The organism is Kitasatospora papulosa, assembly GCF_000717245.1.
In the GTDB taxonomy this organism is placed as follows: domain Bacteria; phylum Actinomycetota; class Actinomycetes; order Streptomycetales; family Streptomycetaceae; genus Streptomyces; species Streptomyces papulosus.
In genome coordinates this window covers 39,784-52,445 of the sequence record NZ_JNYQ01000015.1, presented here as the reverse complement: position 1 = coordinate 52,445, position 12,662 = coordinate 39,784, and the positions used below count along the sequence as shown (strand labels likewise).

The 12,662-nt window shown below is 72.5% G+C and carries 11 protein-coding genes; 3 read left to right on the top strand and 8 right to left on the bottom strand.

The annotated features are described in order from the left end of the window. Nucleotides 1-123: 123 nt before the first annotated feature. The 3 genes from IA22_RS0128930 to IA22_RS0128920 form a co-directional block, all read right to left on the bottom strand. Nucleotides 124-357, bottom strand: coding sequence for a hypothetical protein (locus IA22_RS0128930; RefSeq protein WP_015579163.1), 234 nt, complete (start codon nt 355-357; stop codon nt 124-126). Nucleotides 358-523: 166 nt separating this feature from the next. Continuing rightward, nucleotides 524-925 (bottom strand): RidA family protein, encoded by a 402-nt coding sequence (locus IA22_RS0128925; RefSeq protein ID WP_014153484.1) that lies wholly within the window; start codon nt 923-925, stop codon nt 524-526. Then, nucleotides 922-2,055: an acyl-CoA dehydrogenase family protein gene (locus IA22_RS0128920; protein ID WP_030125301.1), complete on the bottom strand. Its 1,134-nt coding sequence runs from the start codon at nt 2,053-2,055 to the stop codon at nt 922-924. Before IA22_RS0128920 ends, IA22_RS0128925 begins: the two co-directional genes overlap by 4 nt. A gap of 91 nt (nt 2,056-2,146) precedes the next feature. On the opposite strand from IA22_RS0128920, the gene IA22_RS0128915 reads away from it, so the two are divergent. Beyond that, nucleotides 2,147-3,814, top strand: a complete 1,668-nt coding sequence (locus tag IA22_RS0128915; protein WP_030125300.1) for an AMP-binding protein — start codon at nt 2,147-2,149, stop codon at nt 3,812-3,814. Between the two features lie 3 nt (nt 3,815-3,817). Continuing rightward, on the top strand, nt 3,818-4,639 hold the full coding sequence (locus IA22_RS0128910; RefSeq protein ID WP_030125299.1) for a GNAT family N-acetyltransferase: 822 nt from the start codon (nt 3,818-3,820) through the stop codon (nt 4,637-4,639). A gap of 84 nt (nt 4,640-4,723) precedes the next feature. On the opposite strand, the gene IA22_RS0128905 is transcribed toward IA22_RS0128910, so the two are convergent. Further along, nucleotides 4,724-7,030 (bottom strand): bifunctional salicylyl-CoA 5-hydroxylase/oxidoreductase, encoded by a 2,307-nt coding sequence (locus tag IA22_RS0128905; RefSeq protein ID WP_030125298.1) that lies wholly within the window; start codon nt 7,028-7,030, stop codon nt 4,724-4,726. Between the two features lie 4 nt (nt 7,031-7,034). Then, the gene (locus tag IA22_RS0128900) at nt 7,035-7,862 is read right to left on the bottom strand and encodes an enoyl-CoA hydratase family protein (protein ID WP_030125297.1); all 828 of its coding nucleotides are present in this window, start codon (nt 7,860-7,862) and stop codon (nt 7,035-7,037) included. 270 nt (nt 7,863-8,132) lie between these two features. Between IA22_RS0128900 and IA22_RS0128895 the strand changes: the two genes are divergently transcribed. Continuing rightward, nucleotides 8,133-8,579 (top strand): ATP-binding protein, encoded by a 447-nt coding sequence (locus tag IA22_RS0128895; protein ID WP_030125296.1) that lies wholly within the window; start codon nt 8,133-8,135, stop codon nt 8,577-8,579. Here the strand turns inward: IA22_RS0128895 and IA22_RS0128890 are convergent. The 3 genes from IA22_RS0128890 to IA22_RS0128880 all read right to left on the bottom strand — a co-directional run bounded on the left by IA22_RS0128890 (nt 8,533) and on the right by IA22_RS0128880 (nt 12,611). Further along, nucleotides 8,533-10,005 carry an amino acid permease gene (locus IA22_RS0128890; RefSeq protein WP_030125295.1) on the bottom strand — a complete coding sequence of 491 codons (1,473 nt, stop codon included), beginning with the start codon at nt 10,003-10,005 and terminating at the stop codon, nt 8,533-8,535. The genes IA22_RS0128895 and IA22_RS0128890 overlap by 47 nt on opposite strands. A gap of 191 nt (nt 10,006-10,196) precedes the next feature. After that, nucleotides 10,197-11,213 carry an ornithine carbamoyltransferase gene (gene argF / locus IA22_RS0128885; protein WP_014153492.1) on the bottom strand — a complete coding sequence of 339 codons (1,017 nt, stop codon included), beginning with the start codon at nt 11,211-11,213 and terminating at the stop codon, nt 10,197-10,199. Nucleotides 11,214-11,378: 165 nt separating this feature from the next. Then, nucleotides 11,379-12,611, bottom strand: a complete 1,233-nt coding sequence (locus IA22_RS0128880) for an arginine deiminase (RefSeq protein ID WP_014153493.1) — start codon at nt 12,609-12,611, stop codon at nt 11,379-11,381. Between the last annotated feature and the right edge of the window lie 51 nt (nt 12,612-12,662).

The following is a 12,662-nucleotide window of genomic DNA, read 5'->3' as shown; positions in this document are numbered from 1 at the left end:
TATATCCCCCGGACCGGTTCACCCGTCCGGCGCGCCGCGCGGCGGTCGGCCCACTGGTTCCGGTCCGCGCCGGTGGCGGCCGCCCTTCGTCCCATTGAGGTCACAGCACGGCGTCTGCCCTGTTCATCCGCGCGCACACGGCATGACGTGGGAACGTTCCGGCGCGCCGGGCGCTTCGTCCTCGCGGAACACCCGGTCGGCGTTCAGGGAGAGATGGCACGGTTCGTCGGGCGCCTCGTCCGGCAGCCCCCGGCCGGTCCCGCTGACGCGGAGGCCGCAGCGCGCCTCGCCACGCTCGGTGATGCCGTCACCGTCGGGTGACCTGTGCACCGCGTGCGGGGGGAGTTCTCGGGTCACCGCCGTCGCCTTCCTGTGCGCGGCAGGAGCTGCGCCTGCGCCTTCAGCGTCACTCCGGAGCGGGCGCGCCGCCACCGGGGCGGTCGTCACGCACCGCCCCTTTCGCCTGCCGGCGGCCCGGCCCTCGTCACGTGCGACGCGCCGGACCGCCTTGTCCGCCGGCGGATCAGTCCAGCACCGCGATTCCGTCGATCTCGACCATGGCCTGTTCGTCCCACAGCCTGACCGCCCCGACGACCGCCATGGCCGGGTACTCGCGCCCTGCCAGCCTCCGCCAGACGGCGCCCAGTTCACGGGCGTGGGCGCGGTAGCCGGCCACGTCGGTGGTGTAGACCGTCACCCTGGCCAGCGAGGTCGGGGCGCCGCCTGCCGCGCGCAGGGCGGTGAGCAGGTTCCCCAGGGCGGTCTCGAACTGCTCCGGCAGGGTGGCCCCGACGACCTTCCCGTCACCGTCCAGCGCGGTCTGCCCGGCCAGGAAGACCAACCGGCCGCCGGTGGCCGTGACAGCGTGCGAGAAGCCGTGGGGCGGGGAGAGTTCGGCGGGGTTGATCCGGGTGATCGGATTCATGCGGGGGTCTCCTGTGTGGCGTACAGATCCTTGGCGATGATCGTGCGCTGTACCTCGGTGGCTCCCTCGTAGATCCGGGGCGCGCGGACCTCCCGGTAGAGGTGTTCGAGCAGATGGCCCCGGCGCAGGGCGCGGGCGCCGTGCAGCTGGACGGCCGTGTCGACGACGTACTGCGCGGTCTCGGTCGCGTACAGCTTGGCCATGGCCGCGCGCCGGGGCACCCCCGGCTCACCGGCGTCGTGCGCGGCGGCGGCCGCGAGGACCAGGAGCCGGGCCGCCTCGGTGCGGGTGGCCATCTCGGCCACCTGGTGCGAGACGGCCTGGAGGTCCTTGAGCGGCGCCCCGAAGGCGCTGCGGTGCGCGGTGTGTTCCAGGGTCGCGTCGAGCGCGGCGCGTGCCATGCCGACCGCGAACGCCCCGACGCTGGGGCGGAAGAGGTTCAGGGTGTCCATGGCCACCCGGAATCCCCGGCCGGGCTCACCCAGCACGTCGTCGGCGCGCACCGGTACACCGTCGAAGTCCAGTGCCCCGACGGGGTGCGGGGACAGCATGTCGAGTGCCTCGCCGGTGAGCCCCGGCCGGTCGGCGGGCACGAGGAAGGCGGTGACGCCACGGGCTCCGTCGCCCTCCCCCGTCCGGGCGAAGACGGTGTAGAAGTCGGCCTCGGGGGCGTTGGAGATCCAGCACTTCTCGCCGGTGAGCCGCCAGCCGTCACCACCGGGGGCCGGCCGTGCGGCGAGGGCGAGGGCAGCCGCGTCGGACCCCGCGCCCGGCTCGCTGAGCGCGAAGGCGGCGACGGCGCGGCCGGCGCGCACCTCGGGGAGCCAGCGCGCGCGCTGGGCCTCGGTTCCCGCCAGGCGGACCGGACCGGCTCCGAGGCCCTGGAGCGCGAGCGCGGTCTCCGCCTCCGTGCAGCCGCGCGCCAGCGACTCGCGCAGCAGGCAGAGATCGAGCGCACCCGAGCCGAGGAGCCGGTCCAGGAGCCCCAGTCCGCCGAGCGCGGCGACGAGCGGGCGGTTGACCTTGCCCGGCTCGCCCTTCTCGGCGAGCGGGCGGAGTTCCTCACGGGCGAGTGCGTACAGCTCTTCGCACCAGGCGGTTCGACCGGGATCGAGGGAGAATGCCGTCATGGCGGCGCCTCTCTTGTCGCGTCTTATCGCGGACCGTTGACTACCGTCACTCGAACGATACGCTCCAAGGGCGACAAGGGGGCGATGCTTCATGAAGCCGTCAGGTACCGCGAGCGCGCACACCGACACCTTCGCGCGCGACCATCTCCCACCCGCCGAGGACTGGCCCGAGCTGGTCTTCGACCTCCCCGAACTGGCCTACCCGGACCGGCTGAACTGCGGATACGAGCTGCTCGACCGCACCGTCGCCGGCTTCGGCCCCGACCGCCCCGCCTTCCGCACCGGCGACGGGACGGTGTGGAGCTACGGGGAGCTGCGCGACCGGGTGGACCGGATCGCGCAGGTGCTGACCCATGACCTGGGCGTCGTCCCCGGCAACCGCGTGCTGCTGCGCGGTCCCACCACGCCCTGGCTCGCGGCCTGCTGGCTCGCCGTGATGAAGGCCGGGGCGGTCGCGGTGACCGTCCTGGACCGGCAACGGGCCTCCGAACTCGCCACGATCTGTTCCCTCGCCCGTGTCGGCCACGCCCTGTGCGACGTCAGATCGGTGGACGACCTGCTCGGCGCCGGGGTCCACGGGCTGCGCGTCACGACGTACGGGGGCGACTCCGCCGACGACCTGACGGAGCTCGCGGCGGCGCGGCCCGGGCCCTACCGGGCGGTGGACACCGCCGCCGACGACATCGCGCTCATCGCGTTCACCTCGGGTACCACCGGCCGGCCCAAGGGCTGCATGCACGCCCACCGCGATGTGCTGGCGGTCGCCGACACGTTCGCCCGGCACGTCCTGCGTCCGGGCCCCGACGACGTGTTCACGGGCAGCCCGCCGCTCGGTTTCACCTTCGGGCTGGGCGGACTGGTGGTCTTCCCGCTCCGGGCCGGTGCCTCGGCCCTGCTGCTGGAGCAGGCGGGACCCAGGCAGCTGCTGCCCGCGCTCGCCGAGCACCGGGTCTCCGTCCTGTTCACGGCACCGACCGCCTACCGCGTGATGCTGGACGCACTCGACGGCCACGACCTGTCCGCCCTGCGCCGTTGCGTCTCGGCCGGGGAGAACCTTCCCGCCGCGACCTGGCGGTCCTGGTACGAACGGACGGGCCTGCGCATCATCAACGGCATCGGGGCCACCGAGCTGCTGCACATCTTCATCTCCGCGGCCGACGGGGCGATCCGGCCCGGCACCACGGGCGTGCCCGTGCCCGGCTGGCAGGCGCGTGTGGTGGACGAGGACGGCGTGGAGCTGCCCGACGGGGAGCCCGGCCTGCTGGCCGTGCGCGGTCCGGTCGGCTGCCGGTACCTCGCCGACGAACGTCAGCGCGTGTACGTGCGCCACGGCTGGAACATCACCGGTGACACCTACGTCCGCGAGCCGGACGGCTACTTCCGTTACGTCGCGCGCGCCGACGACATGATCATCTCCGCCGGTTACAACATCGCCGGCCCCGAGGTCGAGGAGGCCCTCCTGCGCCACCCCGACGTCTCCGAGGCGGCGGTGGTGGGGCGGGCCGACGAACTGCGCGGGCAGATCGTGGCCGCCTACGTCGTCCTGCGTGAGGGGGCGTCCCTGTCGGCGGACGACCTGCGCACCCACATGAAGGCCGCGCTGTCACCGCACAAGTGCCCGCGTACCGTCGAGTTCGTGCCGGCGCTCCCGAGGACCGCGACGGGGAAGCTCCAGCGGTTCCTGCTGCGAGGGCCCGGCGCTCCAGGGCGCCCGGCCGGAAACCGGGATGACCGGGAGGCGGACGGCCGGACAGGATGAGGCATGTCCTGGACCTTCACCGACGACGTCGACGCCTTCCTGGAGACGGCCGGGCCGTCACTGGCCGCCCGGCCCGCCGAGAACACCCTGCTGCTGACCGTCACCGCCACCCTGCGGGAGGGCGGACCGCACGCCTACGGGGCGGGGGACCCCGTGCTGGGCTGGTGGCGCGGGGCGGACGGGGAGGTGGCCGGGGCCCTGGTGCGCACGCCGCCCCACCCGCCGGTCCTCGGCTCGGCGGCCCCGGAGGCGGTCGCGGCTCTGGCCGACGCGCTCCCGCTGCCCCGCATCGACGCGGACCGTGCGGCGGCGACGGCACTGGCCGCCCGCTGGCCTCGCCACCGCGTCGACGAGGAGCACCGGCTGTACCGGCTCGGCGCGGCCGTGCCGCCCTTCCCCGCACCCGCCGGGAGGCCACGGGCGGCGGACACCGCCGACCGTGCGCTGCTCGTCGCGTGGACGCGGGCGTTCTGTGCGGAGACCGGGCAGTCCGGCGACCGCGCGGAACGCGTCGTGGACGAGCGCACCGCGCACGGCGGGCTGACCCTCTGGGAGACGGACGGGGTGCCGGTCTCGATGGCGGGCGTCTCCCGCAGGATCGCGGGCACGGTGCGGGTCTCGGCCGTCTACACCCCGCCGGAGCAGCGGGGCCGGGGCTACGCGGCCGCGGTCACCGCGGAGGCCGGCCGTCCAGCCCGGGAGGACGGGGCCGCGGAGGTGCTGCTCTTCGCCGACCTCGCGAACCCGACGAGCAACGCCCTGTACCTGCGGATCGGCTACGAGGCCGTCTCCGACCGCCTGTTGATCACCGCGGAGCCGGAGTGAGGCCCGGGTCCCACCGTCCGTCGCGTCCGGTGGGCGGAACCGGGGCCCGCCCCGCGCGCGTCGCCGGCGGCGCGTGCCTGACGGTCAGTCAAGCGTGAGGCGAGGCTTCGGGGCGTCGGTGCGGCCCGTCGGCGGAGGACGGCTGCCCGCGCGGTACGGCAGCGGCCAGGGGGCACCCGGTCCCGTATAGCCCTGTGCGGCCGCGGCATGCAGGGTCCAGTGCGGGTCGTGGAGGTGGGGGCGGGCCAGGGCGCAGAGGTCGGCCCGGCCCGCGAGCAGCAGCGAGTTGACGTCGTCCCAGGAGGAGATGGCGCCCACGGCGATGACGGGTACGCCCAGGACGTTGCGGATGCGGTCGGCGTAAGGGGTCTGGTACGAGCGGCCGTACTCGGGGCGTTCCTCCGGGACGACCTGGCCGGTGGAGACGTCGATGGCGTCGGCCCCGTGAGCGGCGAAGGCGCGGGCGACCGCCAGGGCGTCCTCGTCGCTCGTCCCGCCGTGGGACCAGTCCGTCGCGGAGATCCGTACGGTCATCGGCCGCTCCCGCGGCCAGGCGGCCCGCACGGCGTCGAAGACCTCCAGGGGGAAGCGCAGCCGGTTCTCCACGGAACCGCCGTAGGCGTCGGTGCGCCGGTTGGTGAGCGGGGAGAGGAATCCGGAGAGCAGGTAGCCGTGGGCACAGTGCAGTTCGAGGAGGTCGAACCCGCAGCGGGCGGCGCGGCGGGCGGCCTCGGTGAACCGGTCGCGGACGGCGTCCATCCCGCCCCTGTCGAGCGCCTGCGGGACCTGGCTGACCCCGTGCGCGTACGGGAGGGGCGAGGCGGCCACGACCGGCCAGTTCCCGTCCTCCAGCGGCTCGTCGATGCCCTCCCACATCCGCCGGGTCGAGCCCTTGCGGCCGGAGTGGCCCAGTTGGACCCCGATCGCGGCACCGGGGGCGGTGTCGTGGACGAAACGCGTGATCCTGGTCCAGGCGTCGGCCTGTTCATCGGTCCACAGGCCGGTGCAGCCGGGGGTGATGCGGCCCTCGGGGCTCACGCAGACCATCTCGGTCATGACGAGACCGGCGCCACCGAGCGCCCGGGCGCCGAGGTGGACCAGGTGGAAGTCGCCGGGCACGCCGTCGGCGTCGGCGGAGTACATGTCCATGGGCGACACGACGATCCGGTTGCGGAGTTCGAGGCCGCGGAGCCGCAGCGGGGTGAACATCGGCGGGGTGCCGGGCGGGCAGCCGAACTCCTCCTCGACCGCTGCGGTGAAGCCGGGGTCGCGGAGCCGGAGGTTGTCGTGGGTGACGCGGCGGCTGCGGGTGAGCAGGTTGAAGGCGAACCGCCGGGGCGGCTGGTGCGCGTACTGCGGCAGTTCCTCGAACCAGCGCAGGCTGGCCGCGGCGGCACGCTGGGTGGACAGGACGACGGGGCGGCGCTCGGCCTCGTACGCGGCGAGGGCGGCGGACAGGCCGGGCTGTTCCTCGAGACAGGCGGCGAGGGCGAGTGCGTCCTCGACGGCGAGCTTGGTGCCGGAGCCGATCGAGAAGTGGGCGGTGTGGGCGGCGTCTCCGAGGAGGACCGTGCGGCCGTGCGACCAGCGCTGGTTGGTGACGGTGGCGAAGGTGAGCCAGGAGGACTTGTTGGAGCGCAGCGGCCGGCCGCCGAGCGCCTTCGCGAAGACCTCGGCACAGCGTTCGGCCGACTCGGCGGTGCCGCAGGTGTCGAGTCCGGCGGCCCGCCAGACCTCGTCGCGCATCTCGACGATGACGGTGGAGGCGCCGGGGTCGCCCGGCGAGGGGCGGGCGAAGGGGTAGGCGTGCAGCTGCATCACACCATGCCGGGTCTCGGCGATCTCGAAGCGGAAGGAGTCGAACGCGACGTCGGCGGCGAGCCAGATGTAGCGGTTGCGGTGGTGCGTGACCGTGGGACGGAAGTGACGGGCGTGTGCCTCGCGGGTGGCGCTGTGCACCCCGTCCGTGGCGACGACCAGGTCGTGGCCGGCGGCGAGCTCGGCGGTGGGCGGTGCCTCGGTCCGGAAGCGGAGCCGCACACCGAGGGACGCGCAGCGCTCGTGCAGGATCCGCAGGAGCGTGCGGCGCTCCAGCGCGGCGAAGCCGTGGCCGCCGGAGGTCTGGGTGGTGCCCCGGTGGACGACGTCGATGGTGTCCCAGCGGACGAACGCGTCGCTCAGCGCCGCGTACACGACGGGGTCGGCGTGTTCGATGCCGCCGAGTGTCTCGTCGGAGAGGACCACACCGAAGCCGAAGGTGTCCTCCGGGGCGTTGCGTTCCCAGACGGTGATCTCGCGGCCGGGGCGCAGTCGTTTCAGCAGCGCGGCGGCGTAGAGCCCGCCGGGTCCCCCGCCGACGACCGCGATCCGCTCCGTGTCCCGGGAGGGCATCGCGTCACCTGCCCCGCCACTTCGGCGGCCGTTTCTCGGTGAAGGCCGCGTGGAACTCGGCGTAGTCCTCGCCGTTCATCAGGAGGGCCTGGGTGGCCGCGTCCATCTCCACGGCGGCGGCGAGCGGCATGTCGAGCTCCGCGGTGAGGAGCGCCTTCGTCTGGGCGAGGGCGAGGGCCGGCCCGTCGGCGAGGCGTCGGGCCAGAACGGCTGCCCGGGTGTCGGCCTCCCCTTCGCCGGTCAGCTCGCTGATCAGTCCGATGCGCTCGGCCTCGGGGGCGCGGACGGGTTCGCCGAGCATCAGGATCCGGGTGGCGTGTCCGAGGCCGACGACACGGGGCAGCAGGTAGGCGGCGCCCATGTCGCCGCCGGAGAGGCCTACCGCGGTGAAGAGGAAGGCGAAGCGGGCGGAAGGGGCGGCGACCCGGAAGTCGGCGGCCAGGGCGAGGACCGCTCCGGCACCGGCGGCGACTCCGTGCACGGCGGCGACGACGGGGAACGGGCACTCGCGGAGGGCTCGTACGACCTGGCCTGTCATCCGGTTGAAGTCCAGGAGCTGGGCGGTGTCCATCGCGAGGGTGGCGCCGATGATCTCGTCCACGTCGCCGCCCGAGCAGAACCCCCGCCCTTCACCGGCGAGCACGAGGGCGCGCACGGACCGTTCGCGGGAGAGCTCGGCGAGGAGGTCACGCAGGTCGGCGTAGGCGCCGAAGGTGAGTGCGTTGATCTTCTCGGGGCGGGCGAGGGTGACGGTCGCCACGCCGTCGTCGGTGGTCAGGCGCAGATGCTTCCAGCGTTCGGTCCGCGAGGCGGAGCCGGTGAACGGGCTCATGGGAGGGTCTCCTCCGGCCGTCGGGCTGCTGCAGATGAGCTTCGAAGCTATCACCGGTACATGACTTCCGTCACGAGGACGCGATAAGCCCGCCGCCCACTGTGGCGAAGGTCCCTTTTGTACCGGCCGACCGCCTCTATGTCCGGCGGGCCTCGCTTCGTATGGTTGAGCGCAGGAAGTCCTGGTACGGACCACGCGCACCAGGACGCAGCCGGCGGGGCGCCCCCGCGCCTCCGCCGGATGTCCCGCTGCCGAACGGAAGCCCCCACTGTGCCGCCCGACGCCCCCCCTCAGCCCTCCTGGCGCATCACCCTGCCGCACTCCACGGCCGCGGTGCCGATCGCCCGCGCGCTGGTCCGTACGGCGCTGGCGGAACTCGAGGCACCCGCGGACAGCGACACCGCCGAGCTGCTGACGGCCGAGCTGGTCGCCAACGCCGTGGAGCACACCGACGGCTCCGGGCCCATCGAGCTGGTGGTCGAGCTCCTGGCCTCCGGCTGCCAGGTGGAGGTGCACGACCACGACCCCGGGCCGCCGGGCGACCTGTCAGGCCTGCTCCCGGGCAGCACCCCCGATCCCTGGCAGGAGCACGGCAGGGGTCTCCTGCTGATCCGCGCCCTGAGCTCCGCCTGCGGTCACCGCCCCACCGCGCACGGCAAGGCGGTGTGGTTCACCCTTCCGTCGGGCCCGGTACCGCCCGGTCCTGCGGCTCCCTGACGAGCCGGGAGCGGCTGCGGCTGTAGAGCGCGTACACGAGCGCGCCGGCGGCCAGGAAGACGACGAACTGCACCCAGGTCGTCCAGCCCGTCCCGTACATCAGGTACAGGCAGAAGCCGACGCCCAGAACGGGGCTGGCCGGGTACAGCGGCACCCGGAAGGAACGCTTCAGCTCCGGGTTGCGGCGGCGCAGCGCGATGACGGCGACGTTGACCACCGCCATGGTCGCGAGCGTGCCGATCGTCGTCAGGTTCACGACGACGTCGAGGGACGAGAACGCGGCGGGAACGGCGAAGAGGACCGCCACGATCCAGGTGTTGGCGACCGGCGTGCGGGTCTTCGGCGACACCCGCTCGAAGACCCGGGGGATCAGTCCGTCACGGGACATCGACATCAGGATCCGGGTCTGGCCGTACATCACCGCCAGGACGACGGAGGCGATGGCGACGACCGCGCCGAAGGCGATGATCCCGCCCCCGACGCTCGATTCGGTCACCTTGTCGACGACCAGCGAGAGTGCGGCGGGCTTGTCGGACACGGCGTCGGCGCCCAGCGACCCGATGGCCCCGAGGGCGACCGCGCAGTACAGCAGCGTGACCAGGCCGATGCAGATCAGGATCGCGATCGGGATGTTCCGGCGGGGGTTCTTGACCTCCTCGCCCGCGGTGGTGATGGCGTCGAAGCCGATGTACGAGAAGAACGCCACCGACGCGCCGGCCGTGATCCCGGCCATGCCCTCGGGGGCGAAGGGCGAGAGGTGCCCGTCCTCGAAGGCGGTGAAGGCGATCGCGCAGAACGCGACGAGGATGCCGATCTTCAGCACCGCCATCGCCGCCGTGGCCCGCGCGCTCTCCCTGATACCGCGTACCAGGAGCGTGGCCGCCATCATGACCACGACGATCGCCGGCAGGTTGATCACACCGCCGTCACCGGGCCCCGCGGAGAGCGCGGCCGGAAGACTCCAGCCGACGACGCTGTCCAGCAGTTCGTTGACGTACTGGCTCCACCCGACCGCGACGGCCGAGACCGAGACGCCGTACTCCAGGAGCAGGCACCAGCCCACGAGGAAGGCGACCCGCTCCCCGAGCGTGGCGTAGGCGAAGGAGTAGGAGCTGCCGGAGACCGGGATGGCGCCGCCGAGCTCGGCGAACGAGAAGGCGGTGAAGATGCAGGTGACGGCGGCGAGGACGAAGGACACCACCACGGCGGGGCCCGCCTCCGCGACGCTGTCGGACAGGCCGACGAAGATCCCGGTGCCGACGATCGCGCCGACACCGAAGCAGACGAGCTGGAACAGCCCCATGGTGCGCCGCAGACCGTGGCCTTCCAGGTCGGCTCCGGACTCGGCGAGCAGCAGCTCGGGGCTCTTGACGCGCGCCCCGGTCCTGCGCGAAGGGCTTGGGGGGGTGGGGGAGACGGCACTCATGGGGGGACGGTGTCTCTTCTCTGGCGGTGCGGGGGAAAACGGAGCCTGTGGGGGGCTCTCACCTGGGCTCTCACCTGGTCGAACGCTCCGGACCGGGCACATGAAAAGGGGTTCGGGCGTGCGAGCCCGAACCCCACCAAGTAGCACCATCGTAGCCACTTGTACGCATGTTCACCCAATCGGGTGCATGTTCATGCGGGCCGGCCTCGCTCGGCCAGCGTCGCGACCAGGACCGCCTTGATCGTGTGCATCCGGTTCTCGGCCTCGTCGAAGACGACCGAGTGCGAGGACTCGAAGACCTCGTCGGTGACCTCCAGCTCCGACAGTCCGTGCCGCTCGTGGATCTCCTTGCCCACCTTCGTCCCGAGGTCGTGGAAGGCCGGGAGGCAGTGCAGGAACTTCACGTCGTCGTTGCCCGTGGCGCGCAGGACGTCCATGGTCACGGCGTACGGCGAGAGGGACGCGATGCGCTCGTCCCAGACGTCCTTGGGCTCCCCCATGGAGACCCAGACGTCGGTGACGACGAAGTCGGCGCCCCGGACGCCTTCGGTGATGTCCTCGGTGAGGGTGATGCGGGCGCCGCTGCGGGCGGCGAGTTCGTGCGCGCGGTCCACGACGTCCTGGGCCGGCCAGTAGGCGGCGGGGGCGACGATCCTGACGTCCATGCCCAGCAGCGCGCCGGTGACCAGGTAGGAGTTGCCCATGTTGAAGCGGGCGTCGCCGAGGTAGGCGAAGGTGATCTCCTCCAGCGGCTTGGCGCTGTGCTCCGTCATCGTGAGGACGTCGGCCAGCATCTGGGTGGGGTGCCAGTCGTCGGTGAGCCCGTTGTAGACCGGCACGCCGCCGTACGCCGCCAGCTCCTCGACGGCGGGCTGGCTGTCGCCCCGGTACTCGATGGCGTCGAACATCCGGCCGAGGACCCGGGCGGTGTCCTTCACCGACTCCTTGTGCCCCATCTGGGAGCCCGAGGGGTCGAGGTAGGTCGTGGACGCACCCTGGTCCGCGGCGGCCACCTCGAAGGCACAACGGGTACGCGTCGAGGTCTTCTCGAAGATCAGGGCGATGTTCCTGCCACGCAGCCGCTGCACCTCCGCGCCCGCCTTCTTGGCCGCCTTGAGCTCGGCGGACAGGGCGACCAGGCCGCGGAACTCCTCGGCCGTGAAGTCCAGCTCCTTGAGGAAATGGCGGCCTGTGAGGTCTATGGCCATGGTGACTGCTCCCGGGTCGGACTACGGACGTATGGACTCCTTCCTGGAAGTCTATACGAGGCGCCGTATTGCTATACAGGAGCATCCGTGACGGTACGCGGAACGGCTCCCCCGCCCGTGCTCTCGCCCACGGTGCGGCGCCGCCCCGCGGGTGCACCCGCCGTCTCACACCGCGTCGCGCACCACGGGGCAGCTCATGCAGCGTGGGCCGCCCCGGCCCCGGCCCAGCTCGCTGCCCCGGATCTCGATGACCTCGATGCCTTCCCTGCGCAGATAGGTGTTGGTGGTGGCGTTTCGCTCGTAGGCGACGACGACACCCGGCTCCACGGCCAGCACGTTGCACCCGTCGTCCCACTGCTCCCGTTCGGCGGCGTGCACGTCCTGGGTGGCGGTGAGCACCCGGATCCTGTCCAGGCCGAGAGCGGCCGCGACGGCCCGGTGCATGTGCTCCGGCGGGTGGTCGGTCACCTTCAGCTCGCGGGGGCCGGAGCCGGGCTCGATCGTGTAGGAGCGGAGCATGCCGAGTCCGGCGTACTGGGTGAACGTGTCGCCGTCGATCATCGTCATCACCGTGTCGAGGTGCATGAACGCCCGGCGCTTGGGCATGTCGAGCGCCACGATCGTCCGGGCCGACCCGGCGTCGAAGAGCCCTCTGGCCAGCATCTCCACGGCCTGCGGCGTCGTACGTTCGCTCATCCCGATCAGGACGGCGCCCCGGCCGATGACGAGGACGTCGCCGCCCTCGATCGTGGACGGGTAGTCGTCCTGGCCCTCCGACCAGTGGTGGAAGACCCCCGCCTCGGAGCCGGTGAAGAGGGGGTGGTGCCGGTAGATCGCCTCGAAGTGGACGGTCTCGCGCTGCCTGGCGGGCCAGCGCATCGCGTTGATGGACACCCCGTCGTAGATCCAGGCGGAGGTGTCACGGGTGAAGAGGTGGTTGGGCAGGGGGCTGAGCAGGAAGTCGTCCAGATCCATCACGTGGAAGCGGACGGAGGTCGGTTCGGCGTGCCGTTCCAGGAACTCCCGCTTGGTCATCCCGCCGACCAGGGCCTCGGTCAGGTCCGCGGCGGACAGCTCCTCGAAGACGGCGCGCAGATGCTCGGTGGCGAGCGGGCCGTACTCCTTCTCCGCGAAGACCCGGTCCAGGACGAGGCGCCTCGCCACCGGGATGTCGAGGGACTCCCTGAGCAGATCACCGAAGAGATGGACCTCCACACCGCGGTCGCGGAGCACGTCGGCGAAGCCGTCGTGCTCCTCCCTGGCGCGGCGCACCCACAGCACGTCGTCGAACAGCAGCGCGTCCTTGTTGCTGGGGGTGAGCCGCTTCAGCTCCAGATCGGGACGGTGCAGGATGACGCGGCGCAGCCGCCCGGCCTCGGAATCGACATGGAATCCCATGTCCTCATCCTCACCGCGCGGGGCACCGTTCACCCTGCGAACCGCCACCCG